Raw genomic sequence first — 18451 nt, forward strand, 5'->3', positions numbered from 1 at the left:
GACGTGAGGACAGTGGTGACGACGACAACGACGGGCGTGCAGAAGCGGCTCGAGGCCGGCTGGGGCCAGCGGCTCGGCTGGACGGCGCTGGCATGGTTCTCCTGCGGCTTCCTGGTGTGGGTGCCCTTCCTCTACGCGGCGCTGCGCCGCGGCCGCCCCTCGGACTGGGGCGCGCTCGCCTCGTTCGCACTGTACGAGTGCATCACCCTGCCGTGGCTGGTGAACATGGGCGACGAGGAGGCGAGCCCGTTCCTCTCGGTCGCGATGCTCGTGACGCTGATCGTGTCGACGGTGATGCTCCTGACCGCGCTGTTCGACAAGAAGACCCCGCCGGTCCCGGTGATGGGGTACCCGCAGCAAGTGCAGCCGCCGTATCAGCAGGGGTACCCGTACGGGCGTTGAGGCCCCGGAGGAGCTCTGCGGCGGCTTCACGAAGAGCGTCGGCGGCAGCGAGGATCGCCTCGTGGCACCGGCCCTCGACCTCGAGGTTCCTGGTGGCGAAATAGCCCAGGCCATAGGCGCGCAGGGGGTCGGCGACGTGCGCGAGGCAGCGCTCCCGTTCCTCCTCCCCCGCCACCGCCACCAGCATCCACCCGCTGATGGCCTCCAGCTGGAAGGTCTCGGCGACTTCCGGCTCTGACCTGGGACTCGAGATCGTCGACCGCCACCGGGTCAACCCACTCCTCACGGCCCGATCTTGCAGTTACCTTGACCGGCTCTTACCGAACCTGACCGATTTGCCGTGCCGCTCCCGTTTGCCGCCCGTGAAGTCCTTTGCCGACTCATCGATCCCTCCGCACCGGCTGTTCATGCCGCCGTCCTGGTCAAGGCCCGGCCCGTGAGTCAGCCCGCGTGGAAGCGTTCCGGTGCCTTGGTGGGGTTGCCGCCCGTGGGGAGCTTCTGGCCGGGGCAGGAGGTGAGGACCTTCCGCATCGCGGACTTCTCCGCCGCCGTGACCCACAGCCCGTACTTCTTCTTCACGGCCACCTGCGCCGCGACATACGTGCACCGGTAGGCCTTGTTGGGCGGCAGCCAGGTCGCGGTGTCCCCGTCCCCCTTGGAACGGTTGGTGCTCGCGTCGACGGCCAGCAGGTTGAGCGGGTCGTTGGCGAGCGCTATCCGCTTGCTCGCGTCCCAGTACTTCGCCCCCGTCTGCCAGGCGTCGGACAGGGCGACGACATGGTCGATGTCGACCTTGCTCGCGCCGCGCCGGTAGGTCACGTCCTTGCCCGAGTACGGGTCCGACTGCAGCACGCCGTACGACACCTTGCAGTCCCCGCCGGTGAACCTCACCTCCTTCAGATCACGCTTGAGTATGTCGTCGCGCGTGTCACAGCCGTTGGAGTCGGTGTCGGCCCATGCGCTGCCGAACCTCTCCCGCTCGTAGCCGGTCTTGGGCGCGCGCCCCTTCACCGTGAGCGACCCGGCGGCCGTGAGAGCCGCTCCCCCGGCCGCCGTCGATCCCGAACCGGAACCCGACCCGGATCCCGGGCCGCCTCCCATGCCCTGGTCGGCACAGCCGGCCACCGCCACGACGGTCACCGCGCTCATCAGCATCGCGGCGGTCGCCGCCCCACCCCTCAGACGCATCCCGCGCGCCCCTCCCCTTGCCTGCCCGCTGCCACCCCGCACAGGGCGGTTTCCCCGGCGGACGTCGGTGCACACCGTACCGATCGGGTACTCCGCGGCATCCGGGAGGTCCAGACCACCACGGCTTCAAGTGGGCATCTCTCACATACCGGGAATATCGTCGAGGGTGAGTCACCTCCGGAAGGAGCTCTGCATGGGCATCCTCGACAGGTTCAGGCACAACCGGGCGGCCCAGGACAAGGCCAAGGACATGTCCGACACCGCCGAACGGAAGGTCAACGAGAGGACGGGCGACAAGTACGAGGGGCAGGTCGACGAAGCCCAGCAGAGGATGGAGGGCTCGCTCGGCATGGACCGCGAACGGCCCGACCGGCCCGAGGGGCAGTGACCCAGGTCCCCGGGGGCGCTGACGCGACCGCCGAAGAGACCACGGAGGAACGTCCGGCCCGCACGCCGGACCCGCACACCGTCTGAAACGGGAAGCCGTCCGCGCAGCCTCACCTCCCGCGGGCGGCTTCCCGCGCATCCCGGCATCCGCGCCCGCCGCCGGACGACGCTCACACCTTGCCCATACCCAGGGTGGATTCCGAGGGCAGCAGTCCGGAGCCGACGACCGCGACCCCGTAGTCGCCGAGGAGGCCGGCCAGGCGTTCGGTGGCCTCTCGCCCCAGGGCCCACCAGGGGCCGAGGGCCAGTCGGTCGGTGTCCCGCTCCACGCGACGGCGCAGGTCACGGCCCGCCTCCGTCGCCGTACCGTCCGGCTCGACGAGCCCCCGGGCGACCAGGCGCTCCCGGGCCGCAGCCCACTCCGCGGCCGGCCGGCCGCGGCTCTCGAAGCGCCCGACCGGGGCGGCGCCTGTCGCGGCGAAGGACACCAGTACCTCGACCGGATCCAGTCCGGCGGTCAGCAGGGCGGCGAGATGACCGTCGCCCTGGACGACGTACGGGTGTTCCTGCCGTGTCTGGACGGGACGTGACCGCGTCGCCGCCGACCGCGCGGACCCTCGGCGTCGCGCTGCGGCGGCTCGCGGTCATGGACGAGCGGATCGCGGCCCAGGGCGCGGTCCGTGACCGGCCGGCGGCGGCGCCGGCCGAGGTCACCGGCCGGTGACCTGACCGCGCCGCTTCCGTCCTGAGCCGCTCCCGTCCTGCGGCCCTCCCGTCCTACGACCCTCCGGTCCTACGACCCTCCGGTCCTACGACCCGAGCACCGACGCCAGGAACTCCCCCACCCAGCCCAGCAGTTCCCGGCCGACCAGCGGCTTGCCGCCGACCTTCGCCGTCTTCGGGCGGGGGACGAGGATCTGGTGGACGGCCGGCTTGATGACGGAGCCGGGGTACAGACGCTTCAGGCGCAGTTCCTGCGACTCGCGCAACTCCACCGGCGCGAAGCGGATGTTGGTGCCCTGGAGGACGATCTCGCCGACCCCGCACGCGCGGGCCAGCATGCGCAGCCCGGCGACGAGGAGCAGGTTCTCCACCGGTTCGGGCAGCTTGCCGTAGCGGTCGACGAGTTCCTCGCGCACGGCCTTGACGTCGTCCTCGGAGTTGGCCGAGGCGATGGCACGGTAGGCCTGCAGGCGCAGCCGCTCGCCGGGGGCGTAGTCGTGCGGGACGTGCGCGTCGACCGGCAGCTCGATCTTGACCTCGAGCGGCGGCTCCTCCTCGATCTCGCCGGTCTCCAGCTGACGCCGGTAGTCCGCGACCGCCTCGCCGACCATCCGGACGTACAGGTCGAAGCCGACGCCCGCGATGTGCCCGGACTGCTCGCCGCCCAGCAGGTTTCCGGCTCCCCGGATCTCCAGGTCCTTCATCGCCACGTACATGCCCGCGCCCATCTCGGTGTGCTGGGCGATCGTGGCGAGCCGTTCGTGCGCGGTCTCCGTCAGCGGCTTCTCCGGCGGGTACAGGAAGTACGCGTACCCGCGCTCGCGGCCACGGCCCACCCGGCCGCGCAGCTGGTGCAGCTGGGAGAGGCCGAAGGTGTCGCCGCGCTCCACGATCAGGGTGTTGGCGTTGGAGATGTCGATGCCGGACTCGACGATCGTCGTGGAGACGAGCACGTCGAACTTCTTCTCCCAGAAGTCGACGACGACCTGTTCGAGGGCCGACTCGGACATCTGGCCGTGCGCGGTCGCGATCCGCGCCTCGGGGACGATCTCCCGCAGCCGGGCCGCCGCGCGGTCGATCGACTCGACCCGGTTGTGGATGTAGAAGACCTGGCCCTCGCGCAGCAGTTCACGGCGGATGGCGGCGCCGATCTGCTTCTCCTCGTACGGGCCGACGAAGGTGAGCACCGGGTGGCGCTCCTCCGGCGGGGTGGTGATCGTCGACATCTCGCGGATGCCGGTGACCGCCATCTCCAGGGTGCGCGGGATCGGGGTCGCCGACATCGTCAGCACGTCGACGTTGGCGCGGAGCTTCTTCAGCTGCTCCTTGTGCTCGACGCCGAAGCGCTGCTCCTCGTCGACGATGACCAGGCCGAGGTCCTTGAACTTCGTCTCCGAGGAGAACAGGCGGTGGGTGCCGATGACGACGTCCACCGCGCCCTCGTGCAGGCCCTCCAGGACCGCCTTCGCCTCGGTGTCGGTCTGGAACCGGGACAGCGCCCTGACGTTGACCGGGAACTGCGCGTACCGCTCGCTGAACGTGCCGAAGTGCTGCTGGACGAGCAGGGTCGTCGGGACGAGCACCGCGACCTGTTTGCCGTCCTGGACGGCCTTGAAGGCGGCGCGGACCGCGATCTCCGTCTTGCCGTAGCCGACGTCGCCGCAGATCAGGCGGTCCATGGGGACCGTCTTCTCCATGTCCTCCTTGACCTCGGCGATGGTGGTGAGCTGGTCGGGGGTCTCCGCGTACGGGAACGCGTCCTCCAGCTCGCGCTGCCACGGGGTGTCCGTGCCGAACGCGTGCCCGGGGGCGGCCATCCGCGCGGAGTACAGCTTGATCAGGTCGGCGGCGATCTCCTTGACGGCCTTCTTCGCGCGCGCCTTGGTCTTCGTCCAGTCGGCGCCGCCGAGCCGGTGCAACGTGGGTGCCTCGCCGCCGACGTACTTGGTGATCTGCTCCAGCTGGTCGGTGGGGATGTAGAGGCGGTCGCCGGGCTGGCCGCGCTTGGCAGGGGCGTACTCCACGACCAGGTACTCGCGCGTGGCGCCCTGCACGGTGCGCTGCACCATCTCGATGTAGCGGCCGACGCCGTGCTGCTCGTGGACGATGTAGTCGCCCGCCTCCAGGGTGAGCGGGTCGATCGTCTTGCGGCGGCGCGCGGGCATGCGCGCGCCGTCCTTGCCGGCCGCCTTCTGGCCCGAGAGGTCGGTCTCGGTGAGGACGACCAGCCTCAGCGCCGCGTCGACGAAGCCGTACTCGACGGAACCACACGCCACATGGACGACGGAGGGGCTCAGCGAGGCGAGGTCGGTGTCGAGGCGGGCGGCGACGCCCTCGCCGCCGAGGACCTCCACCGTGCGGGCCGCCGGGCCGTGGCCCTCGGTGACGAAGACGACGCGCCAGCCGTCGGCGAGCCACCCCTTGGTGTCGGCGAGGGCCTTCGCGGTGTCGCCGCGGTAGGTCTCGGGGGCGTGCATGCCGAGCTGGAGGGTGTCCGCCTCCAGTTCGAGGTCGGCGGCGAACGGCGACACCGACCACCACATCATGTCCAGCTCGCGCGCGCGGTCGCGGACGTCCGCGATCGACCACAGGGAGGCCGCGCCGACGTCGATGGGCGCCTCGCCGCCGCCGGCCGTGGCCGCCCAGGACGCCTGGAGGAACTCCTGCGAGGTCGCCACCAGGTCGGCGGCGCGGGTACGGACCCGCTCCGGGTCGCACACGACGGACATGGCGCCCTTCGGCAGCACGTCGATCAGCAGCTCCATGTCGTCGACGAGGACGGGGGCGAGGGACTCCATGCCCTCGACGGCGATCCCCTCGGCGATCTTGTGGAGCAGTTCGCCGAGTTCCGGGTGCTGCTCGGCGAGGGCACGCGCACGCGTGCGGACGTCGTCCGTCAGCAGGAGTTCACGGCAGGGCGGGGCCCACAGGCCGTGCTCGGCGACTTCGAGGGAGCGCTGGTCGGCGACCTTGAAGTAGCGGATCTCCTCGATGTCGTCGCCCCAGAACTCGATGCGCAGGGGGTGTTCCTCGGTGGGCGGGAACACGTCCAGGATGCCGCCGCGCACGGCGAACTCGCCGCGCTTCTCGACGAGCTCCACGCGCGCGTACGCCGCTGCGGCGAGGGCGGCGACGGTCTGGTTCAGGTCGGCCTGCTCGCCGGTGCGCAGGGCCACCGGCTCCAGGTCGCCGAGGCCCTTGACCTGTGGCTGGAGGACCGAGCGGACCGGTGCCACGACGACCGAGACCGGGCCCGTCTCGGGGTCGTCCGGGCGCGGGTGGGACAGCCGGCGCAGGACGGCGAGGCGGCGGCCCACGGTGTCGCTGCGGGGGCTGAGGCGTTCGTGCGGGAGCGTCTCCCAGGAGGGGTACTCGACGACCGTGTCGGGCGGGAGCAGGGAGCGCAGGGCGGCGGCCAGGTCCTCGGCCTCGCGGCCGGTCGCGGTGACGGCGAGGACCGTGCGGCCGGTCTCGCGGGCGAGGGCGGCGATGGTGAAGGGGCGGGCCGCCGGGGGGCCGACCAGGTCGATGTGCATGCGGTTGCCGTCTGCGGCCGCGGGGATCGCTTCGGCGAGGGCGGTGTCCTTGACGACGGCGTCGAGCAGACCGTGCAGGCTCATTCGGGGCGGCTTTCGTCGGTGGGCGGGCAACGCGAACGACCCGGCACGCGTCACGGGCCGGGGGTGTCCAGGGTACGACGGGGCGCTGCCGTTCGCCGGGGGCTGTGGACAACCAGGGTTTCTCGGGGGGACCGCCCACACGGCGAACGGCACCGAGAAGCCCCCGTGGCTTCTCGGTGCCGGGTCGTGTCCCCCGTATCGCCGTGTGGTCCGTCAGTCCGTCGCGATCGCGTTCAGGACGTTCATACGGCCGGCGCGGAAGGCGGGGATCAGGGCCGCGAACAGGCCCACGAAGGCCGAGCCGATGAAGACGGCGGTGATGGTCGGCCAGGGGATCTCGAGGACGGTCAGGCCCTCCAGGGCGAGGAGCTGCTGGGCGGTGGCGCCCCAGCCCATGCCCAGACCGAGGCCGAGGAGGGCGCCGAAGAGGGCGATCACCACCGACTCCATGCGGATCATGCGGCGCAGCTGGCGGCGGGAGAGGCCGATGGCGCGCATCAGGCCGATCTCGCGGGTGCGTTCCACCACCGACAGGGCCAGGGTGTTCACCACGCCCAGGACCGCGACGACGATCGCGAGGGCCAGGAGGCCGTAGATCAGGTTGAGGAGCTGGCCGATCTGGTCCTTCAGGGCCTGCTTGTAGTCGGTCTGGTCGCGGACGGTGTACTGCGGGTAGTCGTGCAGGGCCGACTTCAGGGACGTGTACGCGGCGTCCTGCTGTCCGTCCTTCGCCGAGGCGAACACCAGCTGGTCGAGGGGGAGCTTGTCGGCCGGGACGTACTTCTTCATCGTGTCGATGGAGGTGTACATCGCGCCCTGGTCGATGACGACGTCACTGCTGGTGATCGCGCGGACGGTGAGGCGGGCCGTGGAGCCGTTGTCGAACGCCACCGCGATCTTGGACCCGAGGTGGATGTCGTGGTCCTTGGCGAACGTCTCGTGGACGGACATCGAGTCCGGCTCGTAGGCGTCGGCGAGCTTGCCGGCGACCGTCTCGGTGCGCAGGTCCGTCGCGTAGCTCGGGTCGGCCGCGGTGATGGCGGTGTCGTCGAGCGTCCGGCCGTCGGGGGTGGTGAAGTCGGCCTTGGTCCACTTGTACTCGGTGACCCGCTCCAGGCCGGGCGTGTCCTTGACCGCGCGGACGGCCTGCGGGGTGATGAGCTGACCGTTGTCGCTCTGGATGATGAAGTCGGTGCCGACGGTCTTGTCGAGCTGGTCGGTCGCGGAGGCGACCATGGAGGAGCCGACGACCGAGAGGCAGGCGACCAGGGCGAGGCCGATCATCAGGGCGGCGCCGGTGGCTCCGGTGCGGCGCGGGTTGCGCAGGGCGTTGCGTTCGGCCATGCGGCCCACGGGGCCGAAGGCCCTCAGCAGGACCGCGCCGAGGACGCGGACCACACCGCCGGCGAGCAGCGGGCCGATGACGACGAAGCCGATCAGGGACAGCACCACGCCGAGGCCGAGCCAGAGGGAGCCCTCCTTCGCCTTGTCGGCGGCGGAGGCCAGGTAGAGGCCGTAGCCGCCCGCGCCGGTCAGCAGCAGGCCCAGGACGGCCCGTACGGCACCGGCCTTGGCGTCGGCCGGGGCGCCCGCGTCGCGCAGGGCGGCCATCGGGGAGACCTTGCCGGCACGGCGGGCGGGCAGCCAGGCGGCGAGGACGGTGACGATCACGCCGAGGGCGAGGCCGGCCACCGGGGTCGTCCAGGCCACCGTCAGGTCGTCGGTGGAGAGGTTCATGCCGGTCATGCCCATGAGCTTCATCAGGCCGACGGCGAGCCCGACGCCCGCGCCGACGCCGAGGACCGAGCCGACGACACCGAGCAGCAGGGCCTCGGCGAGGACGGAGCGGTTGACCTGCTTGCGGCTGGAGCCGATGGCCCGCATCAGGCCGATCTCCCGGGTGCGCTGGGCGACCAGCATGGAGAAGGTGTTGATGATCAGGAAGATGCCGACGAGGAAGGCGATCCCGGCGAAGCCGAGCATCGCGTACTTCATGACGTTCAGGAAGCCGCCGACGTCCGCGCGGTTGGCGTCGGCCGTCTCCTTGGCGGTCTGCACCTTGTAGCCGGCCGTGCCGAGCTCCGCCGTGACGTTCTTCTTCAGCTGCTCGTCGCTGACGCCGGCCGCGGCCGTGACGTTGACGTTGGTGTACACGTCGGGCTCGCCGACCAGGGTCTGCTGGGCGGTCCTCGTGTCCAGGTAGAAGATCGCGGCACCGGGGTTGGTGACCTGGAAGGCGGCGATGCCGGAGATCCGCGCGGTGTGCGTGCCGACCGCGCTGATGACGCCGATCTCGTCGCCGAGCTTCAGGTGGTGCTTGTCGGCGGTGTCCTTGTCGACCATGACCTGGCCGGAGCCCCGGGGCGCCGTACCGGAGGTGATCTTCATGGTGCGGGCGTCGTTGCCGTTCCAGCTGCCGACGATGGTCGGGGCACCGCTGGACGGGGAGAGGTTGTCCTTGTCGGCGTCGACGACGGTCACCGAGGTCGAGAAGACGGTCCCCTCCGCCGTCTGCACGCCCTGGGCCTCGCGCACCTTGGTGAGCACGGAGGCCGGCATGACCGGCGGCCTGCCGTTGTCGGAGGTGGTCTCACCGGTGTCCGAGGCGTCCTTGGCGCTGACCGTGACATCGGAGGAGGTGGCGGCGAACAGCTTGTCGAAGGTGGTGTTCATGGTGTCGGTGAACACCAGCGTGCCGCAGACGAAGGCGACGGAGAGCAGGACCGCGACGGCCGACAGGGCCATGCGTCCCTTGTGCGCGAAGAAGTTGCGCATCGAGGTCTTCATGACGGTCATGACGTACGCCCCCGCGCGTCGAAGTCCTTCATGCGGTCCAGGACGGCGTCCGCGGTCGGCTTGAACATCTCGTCGACGATCCGGCCGTCGGCGAGGTACAGCACGCGGTCCGCGTAGGAGGCCGCCACCGGGTCGTGGGTGACCATCACGATGGTCTGGCCCAGCTCGTCGACGGAGCGGCGCAGGAAGCCCAGGACCTCGGCGCCGGCGCGCGAGTCGAGGTTTCCGGTCGGCTCGTCACCGAAGATGATCTCGGGGCGGGCCGCCAGGGCGCGCGCCACGGCGACGCGCTGCTGCTGGCCGCCGGAGAGCTGGGTGGGCCGGTGCCTGAGCCGGTCGGAGAGCCCGACGGTGTCGACCACGCGCGCGAGCCACTCCTTGTCGGGCTTGCGGCCCGCGATGTCCATGGGGAGCGTGATGTTCTCGATCGCGTTGAGCGTGGGCAGCAGGTTGAACGCCTGGAAGATGAACCCGATCCGGTCCCGGCGCAGCTTGGTGAGCTTCTTGTCCTTCAGGCCGGTGATCTCGGTGTCGTCCAGATAGATCTGACCGCTCGTCACGGTGTCGAGACCGGCGAGGCAGTGCATCAGCGTGGACTTGCCGGACCCGGAGGGGCCCATGATCGCGGTGAACTGGCCGCGGGCGATGTCCACGTCGACGTGGTCGAGGGCGACGACGCGGGTCTCGCCGGACCCGTACGCCTTGACGACCTGCCGCGCCCGCGCGGCGACGGCCGTACGCCCTCCAGTGCCCCCGTGCCTGGGAATGGTCACAGCCGAAGTCACGGTAAATCTCCTATGTCGGAAGTGGATGGAACGCACTGGACCGCGAGGATGACCCGGGGGGAAGTGCGAGAAGTGCGGGAAGTGCTACGTCGAAGAGTCTGGCGGGGGGAGGGGGTCCGGCGCGCTGGTGCCGGGACCCGTCTTCCCGGGGGGTTAACCCCACCCTCCGCCGCTGGGGCTGGCCACCCCCAACGGCATAAAGCCAGGTTAAGAAGGCACCCGGGTCGGTCTCGTCCTCCGCCGGTACGAACCCTCCCCGAGACGTAGTACGGAGGTACCCCTAGGGGCTCTCCACCGCCGGGTGGAGCGGCTCTCGGGGTCGCCTCCACCCTCCGACCCCGCACCCGTCCGCCCCGGCGACCCCAGCCTGCACCCTTCCGTCGCGTGAAGGTCAAGGCTCCCCCGGCGCGCGGGGCAAGTGCGGAGCCGTCCTGCGGCAGACGGATGCAGGGCGGCCGAAGATCCAGTCGGCGAGCCGTCGACGGGGGAGGAGCGGGCGGGGGCCGGGCGGAAACCGCGCGGTTAACGCGGGTAACACCCCAGGTCAGCGGCTGGTTCGCACAGTAAGCGCATACCGACCGATCAGTTTGGTGAAAAGACTTCGCACCGACCGTACTCCCGAGTAACGTGCGTGGCTCGCCACCCCCCACCCCACCTCCCTGCGGTCCGCCGCCACGGACCCGAGCCGCGCAAGGAGCACGGGATGTCCTACGACCCGTCCCGCCCCCACCCGACGTACCCCTGGCAGCCGCCACCCCCGCCACCCCCCGCACCCCCGCGCCACCGGCCGGACCACCACGCCCCGCTCGGGCACCACAGCGACCTGCGGATCCTGCGCGGCGCCTACCGCCGCCAGCGCCGCGTGGCCACGCTCACCGCGCTCGGCTACTTCGTCGTGTTCCTCGTCCTGTCCGGCTTCGCGCCGTCCCTGATGACGGCCACCGTCACCACCGGACTGCCCGTCGGCCTCCTCCTCGGGCTGCTCCAGCTCCCCGTCACCTGGCTGGCGATCGGCGTCTACGAGCACACCGCACGGCGCCGGGTCGACCCGCTCGCCGACCGCATCCGCAAGCAGTCCGAGATCGACGCACGGCGGGGGGCCACCCGGTGAGCACGGCACACACCCCTCTCGCGGCCTCCGTCACGGAGTTCAGCGGCGACGCGCAGACCATGTCGCTGGCCGCCTTCACCGCGGTCGCCACCGTCACCCTGCTGCTGTGCGTGATGACCGGCCCCGACCGCGACGACCTCGACGAGTTCTACACCGGCTACCGCTCCCTGTCCCCGCTGCGCAACGGCCTCGCCATCGCCGGCGACTACATCTCCGCCGCCACCGTCCTCGGCACCGGCGGAGTCATCGCCCTGTGCGGCTACGACGGTGTCGTCCTCGCCCTCAGCACGGCCCTGTCGCTGATGCTGCTGATGTTCCTGCTGGCCGAACCGCTGCGCAACGCGGGCCGGTTCACCATGGGCGACGCGCTCGCCCGAAGGATGCCCGGACGCGCCGTACGGATCACCGCCTGTGCCGTCACCCTCGCCGCGCTGCTGCCGATGATGCTGGTGCAGCTCGCCGGCACCGGACAGCTCCTCGCGTTCATCCTGGGCTTCTCCGGAGACTCCGTGAAGACCGGCTGTGTCGTCGTCATGGGCGCGCTGATGATCAGCTACGCGGCGATCGGCGGCATGAAGGGCACCGCCCTGATCCAGATCCTCAAGATCGTGACCCTGCTCGGCTCCGGCGTCGCCGTCGCCCTCGTCGTCCTCGCGCGCTTCGACTGGAACCCGGGCACCCTGTTCGACGCGGCCGCGAAGGGCAGCGGGGTCGGCGACGCGTTCCTGCGCTCCGGCCTGGAGTTCGCCGGCAGCCCCTACCCCCGTGTCGACATGATCACCGCCCAGCTGTCGGTGGTCCTGGGCGGCGCCTGCCTGCCGCACGTCACCATGCGCATGTACACCGCCTCCAGCGCCCGCCAGGTGCGCCGCTCGCTGTCCTGGGCGGTGTCCGGCGTGGCGGTGTTCGTCCTGGTCATGACGGTCGTCGGCTTCGGCGCCACGGCCCTGATCGGCCGCGCGGCGATCGCCGCCGCGGACCCGCGGGGCAACACCGCCTACCTGCTGGGCTCACGGGCCGCCTTCGGCACGGAGGTGTCCACCGCGGAGACCCTGCTGTTCACGGCGGTCACCACGGCGGTCTTCCTCACCGTCCTGGCCTCCGTCGCCGGCATGATCCTCGCCTGCGCCAACTCCCTCGCCCACGACGTCTTCGCGGCACGCGCGCGTGCGACGACACCGCAGCGCGAGATGCTGATCGCCCGGCTGTCGGCGCTGACCGTCGGCGTACCGACGATCCTGCTCGCCACCCAGGTGCAGCACCGCAGCCTGCAACCCCTGGTCACGCTCTCCTTCTGCCTGGGCGCCTCCGCGCTCGCCCCCGCCCTCGTCTACAGCCTCTTCTGGCGCCGCTACACCCGCACCGGCCTGCTGTGCACCCTCATCGGCGGGACCCTCGCCGTGCTGCTCCTCATGCCGGGCACGAACCTGGTCTCCGGCTCGCCCGCCGCCGCGTTCCCCGAGGCCGACTTCAACTGGTTCCCCTTCACCACCACCGGCATCGTGACCGTCCCCCTCGGCTTCGCCTTCGGCTGGCTGGGCACCCTGGCCTCCGGCCGGCACGGCGCCGAGGAGCAGCGCCGCCGCTACGAGGCCGTGGAGGGCCGGATCCTGGCGGGAGCGGCGGTGCGCAAGGGCAACTGACGGACGGACAGAAGGCACGGCACGCACGCGCGCGCGGGCGTGCGTGCGTGCCGTGCCCGCCTTCCTCCCGCGGCTCTCGGTCCGGTCACTCCGCAGGGCGGCCCGTGAGCGCCCTGAGGCTCTCCTGGACCTGCTCCATGTGCGCCCGCACCTCGTCCGAGAGCTCATGGTGCTTGCGCACCACCCGTTCGGTCTCCTGGGCGATGCGGTCCTCCTTCAGCCGGGCCTCGGCCAGGATCTGCGTGGCACGCGCGCGTGCCTCCTCCTGGCGCCGGCCGATCGACTCCTGGGCCTCGGTGAACTCCCGCTGCGCCGCGGCCAGGGCCTCCTCGGCACGGGCCACCGCCCGCTCGTTGTTCGCCTCCATGGCGGCGATCCGCTCGGCGAGCTCACGGTCCGCCTCGGCCCACTTCTCGGCGTGCTCGTGCTTCGGTTCCACCAGCAGGCCCGCGGTGCGCTGCCGTACGTCACGCAGCGCGTCGAGCTCCGCGCCGCGGAACTCCTTCACCTTGCGCCGCGCGGTGACCCGGAGGCCCTGCGCCTCGGCGCGCGCGGCGAGCAGCCGCTTGTGGGCGTGCTCCTTGGCCTGCGTGCGGATCGTCTCGGCCTGCTCCTGCGCCGTGCGGCCCAGCGTCTCGGCGTGCTCCTCGGCCTGCGCGACCTCCTCCGCCGCCTCCTGCCGGGCACGCTCGACCATCCCCGCCGCCTCTTCCTGGGCGAGCTCCCACAGGCGCCGGGCGCGCTCCCCGAGACTGTCGTACGTCTGCGGCTTGATCTCCGTGCAGGCCTCGCGCAGCCGCTTGGCCTCCACCACCATGTCCTTGGCAAGCATCGTGAGCCGGGTGACCCGCTCCCAGGCCGCGTCGCGTTCGGCGGAGAGCGCGGCGGTGAACGTGTCGACTTCTTTGGGCCGGTAGCCGCGCCCGAGTACGGTCACGAACCCAGGCGATGACACCCGTGCGCTGCTCATGCTGTAGCCCCTTCCACCAGACGGACGCGAAATGATGATTTCCCGCATATCTTGATGTATCGGACTTAAGTGTTCATAACGCGACACTCCGGGCATGCGGTGCGGGCGGTCAGGCCACACAAAAGGGCCGGGCCGGTCATATGACCGGCCCGGCCCTCGACACACCCGGTGTCAGCGGGACGCCCGCCTCACAGCAGCCCGTCCCACATCTGCTCCAGCAGCACCGACCACCAGCTCTCCGGCGAACCCAGCGCCGCCGGGTCCAGCGAGGCCAACTGCGCCTGGAAGTCCACCGTCCAGCGACCCGCCTGCTCCTGGTTCAGCCCGAACCGCAGCCGCCACATCCGGCCCAGCAGGGCGAGACACCGCTGGAACTCGGGCAGCCCGGTGTTCACGAACTGCGGCGGCACCGAGCCGCCGCCCGGCCCCGCCTCCACCGGCACCGCGACGATGTTCGCCGTCCCGTACTGCACACAGAGCGCCTTGCCGAAGTCACTGCCCATGACGAGGTACGACCCCGCGTCCGGCGCCGGCTGCACCCCGCGCTCGGCCGCCAGCTCCGCCAGCGTCGGCACCGGCCGCCCGGGCTGGGCCTGCGCCCAGAAGAACGGCCCCATGTCCATCGGCAGACCCGCCACCACCAGCGTGTGCGCCACGACCGGCGGCACCCCCTGCCGGGACACCGCCGCCTGCTCGAACCGGAACAGCCCCGGCCCGAACGCGGCGCCCAGCTCCTGCGCGATCGCCTCCGGCGGGACCGGCGGGACCGGCTGCACCGGCGGCAACGGCGCCCGCACCGGCGCGGGCCGCGCGGGACCGTCGGCCACCTGGTGCAACTCGCCCTGGTGCACCAGCAGCTGCTGCATGCCCTGCTGACGGCTCGCGTGGTCCGTGCCGTACGGCGCGATGCTCGCCAGCCGCGCCTGCGGCCACTGCTCCCGGATCATCCGCGCGCAGTACGCGCCCGGCAGCTCGCACGACTCCAGCTCGGTGTGCAGCTCCAGCACCTGGTCCGGGGGCACGTTCATGGCCCGCAGCTCGTGGAAGATCTGCCACTCCGGGTGCGGGGTGCCCGGCGCCGAACGCCGGATCACCTGCTGCTCCGACCCGTCCTGCGCGCGGTAGCGCAGCACGGCCTGGTAGCCCGGACCGACCGTCGGCTGCCCGGGCGGCTGCTGGGGATACCCGTACGCCTGCGGCTGCCCCGCTCCGGGCACCCCCGCGGGCATGCCCTGAGGGACACCCGGGGGCATCCCAGGGGCGCCCGGAGCGGGCGGCGGGGGCGCACCGGGGGCGCCGACCGCAGGCCCGGCCAGCACGGTCGGCGCCTGATGCGGGGCGCCGGGAACACCGGGGGCTCCCGGAGCTCCGGGTCCCTGCGGTGTGCCGGGAGCGTGCGGTACGCCGGGCGCGCCCGCCGGAGCCTGCGACACCCCAGGGGCGCCCGGAGGCTGCGGCGCGCCCCCGACCCCACCCGGGCCCATCCGCCCCGGGTCGGCCAGCATGGTCGCGGCATGGTGAACACCGCCGGGAGGAGCACCACCCGGCGTGTTCGGGCCGGCAGGCGGGTTCGGGGCGCCCGGCCCCTCCGGCCCCAGGGCCGACACCAGCTGCGTGGGCACATAGCCCCCCGCCGCGCCGGCCCCGGGCGCACCCGGACCGGGCGGCGGCGGAGGAGGCGGCGCAGCGCCCGGCCGCGCGCCCGGAGCCCCGGGCGCACCCGGCGGAGGCGGCGGCGTGGCCCCACCCCGCGCACGGCGCGGAGGCGGAGCCGCCTTGCTGGTCGCGGCGTCGGCGATCTCACCGGCGTTCGGCGCGAGCGGCCGACCCGGCGCAGGCGTGGCGCCCTGCCCGGCACCGGCGCCCTCCGGCCCTTGCGGATACCCGTACGGCGCCCCACCGGGCCCCTGAGGCGCGGCCGACGGCGCGGGCGGGCCCGACGGCCCGGCGCCCGCACCCTGACCCGCACCCTGCGGATACCCGTACGACGCCCCGCCCGGCCCCTGACCCTGCGGATAGCCGTACGACGACCCACCCGGCCCGTGCGGCGGGGGCGGAGCCGGTGTACCGCCCTGCGTGCCCGCGGCACCCGCCGCACCCGCCGCGCCCGGGGCGTCCATCGCCCGCGCGACCGCCGTCGGCGGGAGCTGGCTGCCGCCCTTCATCAGGGCCGTCTTGGCGTCCGGCAGCCCGGCGGGCGGCGGCGCGGGCTCGTCGGAGCCGCTCAACGGCGGCGCGAAGACCGTCGCGGGCAGCGGTACGGAACGGTCGTCGCCGGCGTCGGCGTTGGTGTCCGTCCCGGTCCAGGGCGTGGCCCCCGCGGGCGGCGGCGCGACAGGACCCCCCGGCGCACCGGCCGCGGGCCCCGTCGGCACCCCGGGCTGCGTCTGCGGCAGCCCACTTCCGGGCACCCCGGGCTGCGTCTGCGGCAGCCCGCTCCCCGGCACCCCGGCCTGCGTCCGCGGCAGCGAGGGATCCGGCCCCGCGCCCCCGCCCGCCGCACCGGCGGCACTCGCGGCACCCGCCGACACACCGGCCCCGGCACCGGCCCCGGCACCGGCAGCCCCGCCGTCGGCCTCCCGCCGCTCCCCGATGCCCAGCTTGTCCGCCGCCTCCTGCAACCACTCCGGCGGCGACAACAAGAACGACGTCTGATTCAGATCCACCCGCGCCGCAGGCGCCGGCACCGCGTCCCGGGGCTCGTCCGGACGGCCGTACTCCTCCTCGTAACGGCGGATCACCTCACCCACCGGCAGCGACGGCCACAACGTGGCCTCCCCGCTGTCCCGGGCGATCACCAGCCGCTGCGCACCCCCGTCCGACCGAGGACCCTCCGCGCGGTCCTCCGCCCACACCACGAACCCGAGCCCGAACTCCCGCACCCGCACCTCACGGTGCTGGTACGCGGGAACATCTCCGTTGATCCACTCCTCGGCGCGCTCCTGCGCCTGCGCGAACGTCACCATCGCTCAGCTCACTCCCCCGCACCGACGGACGCCACGGGCACCGCACGCGCGAACCCGCCGTCCACCATCAGATTCGCCACCGTCTCCAACTCCGGCGGATTACCGGCCAGCCGCGACAGGAACACGTCGAAGTCCTCACCGCACGGCAGCAGCAAACGCCGCGTACGCTCCGCCGGCGGCACCGCGGGATCCACGTCCCGGACGTCGTCGTACGCGCAGAACCACACCGAACCGACCCGATCGCCCTTCACCTTCACGGCGAGCAGCCCGCCCTGCACGAACCCGACGCCCAGGTAGTCCTTCGTCAGATGGTCCCGCAGACACTTGTTGACGTACACGAGATCGTTGACCGCCGCCTCGTCCCGCACCGTGAAGAACGGCTGGTCCACCAGCAGCCCCAGCTCCGCGTCCAGCGCCGCGCCCACCGGCGCGCACCCGCCCGCCGCCTTCAGGAACGACCGGTACGCCCCCGGCAGCCGGTACCCGAGGTCCTCCTCGACCCCCTGCACCTGCGCCTCGGTCACCGCCACACCCGACTTCGGCAGCCGCACATGCGCCGGACGCGTCTCCTGCAACGGCCGCGTCCCCCGCTTCGACTGGTCCACCGCCGCCGTCGCCAGCCCACCGTGATGCCTGAGCAACGCCTTCACCTCGACCGGAACCAGCTCCAGCCGCCGCGAACCCACCACGTGATGCCACGTCCAGCCGTGCGGCGTCGCCACATTCGGCACCGTGTCCCACAACGCGTGCCCCGAGGCCGCGAGCACCGCGTTCGCCGACACGTAGTCCGTCAACCGCAACTCATCCACCCCGAAACCCTCCGGGGGCTCCGCGATCTCCGCCGCCGCACGCGCGTACGGCGAGAAGTCCGGATAGCCGCGCTCGTCGATCCGCACCCCTCTCGGGTGCCGCGCCGCGCGCACCGGATCCGGGAAGTGCACGACCTGCCCGGCATAGGCCGCGTTGGGCGGCGCGGCTTGCTGCCCGAGCCGACTCGTCGTCATGGCGGTTGCCCCCTGCGGCACTCTGGTACGGCCCGCAGCGACCGGTTCCGCTTCCGGACCCGGACCACCACGCCCCGTATCGACTGTCTCCAACGGTTCTCCAACACGCGCCCACCGCGCGCATCACGGTGCCGACAGCCTATGCGGTACGACGACACGGGTCATCGGCGCTCCGCTTGACGCCCCCGCATCCGTGACCAGCCGTCACCCCACCCTCACGGACCGCCCAAACCCGGGCGTGTCGCACCGCCCCAGCTTCCGCACCCGCCACGCCATTTGGCACCCTGTGACGTCCGAGGGCATGCTCGGGAGGGGATGACGATCATGAACGCAACGCAAACGGGGCAGCACAACGGGGCGCAAACGCCCGCATCAGGCGACCCCCGCATCGGCTGGTCCAGCACCGAGACCCCCCACGCCCCCACGCTCCGTCACCGCCGCGACGGCATACTGCCCACCATCGCCGCCGCCCTCTCCGTACGCGGCGCCACCCTCACCAGCACCGCGGCCCGGGGCGACCAGCCCCCGGCCCTGCACCACCTCGTCCAGGACTTCCTCGACACCCTCGGCAGCTCACACCGCGACCGCTTCACCGGACGCTGCGCCGAAGCACTCCTCATCTCGCGCCACATCGCCGCCGCCGACGCCGCCCGCAGCAGACGCGCCGCCCGTAAACCCATGACCAACGGCGAAGCCCGCAAGGCACTGAAACAAGCCAAACTCACCGCCCGCCGCATCCGCGAGGACGGCGACCCCCTCCACGGCAGCTTCGCCGCACCCTGCCGCGCCTGCACCGCCCTCAGCGCCCACTTCGGCGTCCGCATCGTCGACCCGGAAGCGAACGACTGACCCACAG

Annotated in this window: 13 protein-coding genes and 1 pseudogene; 6 read left to right on the forward strand and 8 right to left on the reverse strand. The window is 72.3% G+C overall.

Annotation, left to right across the window (positions count from 1 at the left end; genetic code table 11):
- Positions 1 to 15: 15 nt before the first annotated feature.
- Positions 16 to 402 (forward strand): hypothetical protein, encoded by a 387-nt coding sequence (locus ACYQ8Q_RS19235; protein WP_460066462.1) that lies wholly within the window; start codon positions 16 to 18, stop codon positions 400 to 402.
- Positions 403 to 843: 441 nt separating this feature from the next.
- On the opposite strand, the gene ACYQ8Q_RS19240 is transcribed toward ACYQ8Q_RS19235, so the two are convergent.
- Positions 844 to 1590 carry an HNH endonuclease family protein gene (locus ACYQ8Q_RS19240; RefSeq protein ID WP_460066464.1) on the reverse strand — a complete coding sequence of 249 codons (747 nt, stop codon included), beginning with the start codon at positions 1588 to 1590 and terminating at the stop codon, positions 844 to 846.
- A gap of 193 nt (positions 1591 to 1783) precedes the next feature.
- Between ACYQ8Q_RS19240 and ACYQ8Q_RS19245 the strand changes: the two genes are divergently transcribed.
- A complete protein-coding gene (locus ACYQ8Q_RS19245) occupies positions 1784 to 1978 on the forward strand; it encodes an antitoxin (protein ID WP_460066467.1) in 195 nt (64 codons plus the stop codon).
- Positions 1979 to 2147: 169 nt separating this feature from the next.
- Here ACYQ8Q_RS19245 and ACYQ8Q_RS19250 read toward each other — a convergent pair.
- A pseudogene (locus ACYQ8Q_RS19250) lies at positions 2148 to 2612 on the reverse strand (helix-turn-helix domain-containing protein); the annotation flags it as partial.
- On the opposite strand from ACYQ8Q_RS19250, the gene ACYQ8Q_RS19255 reads away from it, so the two are divergent.
- A complete protein-coding gene (locus ACYQ8Q_RS19255; RefSeq protein ID WP_460066470.1) occupies positions 2549 to 2701 on the forward strand; it encodes a hypothetical protein in 153 nt (50 codons plus the stop codon). The pseudogene ACYQ8Q_RS19250 and the gene ACYQ8Q_RS19255 overlap by 64 nt on opposite strands.
- Positions 2702 to 2786: 85 nt before the next feature.
- Here ACYQ8Q_RS19255 and mfd read toward each other — a convergent pair whose 3' ends face one another.
- The 3 genes from mfd to ACYQ8Q_RS19270 all read right to left on the reverse strand — a co-directional run bounded on the left by mfd (position 2787) and on the right by ACYQ8Q_RS19270 (position 9901).
- Positions 2787 to 6320, reverse strand: a complete 3534-nt coding sequence (gene mfd / locus ACYQ8Q_RS19260; protein ID WP_460066472.1) for a transcription-repair coupling factor — start codon at positions 6318 to 6320, stop codon at positions 2787 to 2789.
- 213 nt (positions 6321 to 6533) lie between these two features.
- Positions 6534 to 9116, reverse strand: coding sequence for an ABC transporter permease (locus tag ACYQ8Q_RS19265; RefSeq protein WP_460066473.1), 2583 nt, complete (start codon positions 9114 to 9116; stop codon positions 6534 to 6536).
- The gene (locus ACYQ8Q_RS19270) at positions 9113 to 9901 is read right to left on the reverse strand and encodes an ABC transporter ATP-binding protein (protein WP_460066476.1); all 789 of its coding nucleotides are present in this window, start codon (positions 9899 to 9901) and stop codon (positions 9113 to 9115) included. The genes ACYQ8Q_RS19265 and ACYQ8Q_RS19270 overlap by 4 nt, the downstream gene beginning before the upstream one ends.
- 703 nt (positions 9902 to 10604) lie before the next feature.
- Here ACYQ8Q_RS19270 and ACYQ8Q_RS19275 point away from each other — a divergent pair.
- Both ACYQ8Q_RS19275 and ACYQ8Q_RS19280 read left to right on the forward strand, forming a co-directional pair.
- Positions 10605 to 11012: a DUF485 domain-containing protein gene (locus tag ACYQ8Q_RS19275; protein ID WP_460066480.1), complete on the forward strand. Its 408-nt coding sequence runs from the start codon at positions 10605 to 10607 to the stop codon at positions 11010 to 11012.
- A 59-nt stretch (positions 11013 to 11071) separates the two neighbouring features.
- Positions 11072 to 12655 (forward strand): sodium/solute symporter, encoded by a 1584-nt coding sequence (locus ACYQ8Q_RS19280; RefSeq protein ID WP_460073400.1) that lies wholly within the window; start codon positions 11072 to 11074, stop codon positions 12653 to 12655.
- A gap of 85 nt (positions 12656 to 12740) precedes the next feature.
- Here the strand turns inward: ACYQ8Q_RS19280 and ACYQ8Q_RS19285 are convergent, their stop codons facing one another.
- From ACYQ8Q_RS19285 to ACYQ8Q_RS19295, 3 genes are all read right to left on the reverse strand, one after another.
- Positions 12741 to 13592, reverse strand: coding sequence for a cellulose-binding protein (locus ACYQ8Q_RS19285; RefSeq protein WP_460066481.1), 852 nt, complete (start codon positions 13590 to 13592; stop codon positions 12741 to 12743).
- Between the two features lie 221 nt (positions 13593 to 13813).
- Positions 13814 to 16591 carry an SUKH-4 family immunity protein gene (locus tag ACYQ8Q_RS19290; RefSeq protein WP_460066482.1) on the reverse strand — a complete coding sequence of 926 codons (2778 nt, stop codon included), beginning with the start codon at positions 16589 to 16591 and terminating at the stop codon, positions 13814 to 13816.
- An 8-nt stretch (positions 16592 to 16599) separates the two neighbouring features.
- Entirely contained in the window at positions 16600 to 17595 is a 996-nt protein-coding gene (locus ACYQ8Q_RS19295) for an SMI1/KNR4 family protein (RefSeq protein ID WP_460066485.1), read from the reverse strand.
- A 315-nt stretch (positions 17596 to 17910) separates the two neighbouring features.
- On the opposite strand from ACYQ8Q_RS19295, the gene ACYQ8Q_RS19300 reads away from it, so the two are divergent.
- Positions 17911 to 18444, forward strand: coding sequence for a YwqJ-related putative deaminase (locus ACYQ8Q_RS19300; protein ID WP_460066487.1), 534 nt, complete (start codon positions 17911 to 17913; stop codon positions 18442 to 18444).
- Positions 18445 to 18451 lie beyond the last annotated feature (7 nt).

The organism is Streptomyces sp. YKOK-I1 (genome assembly GCF_054660435.1).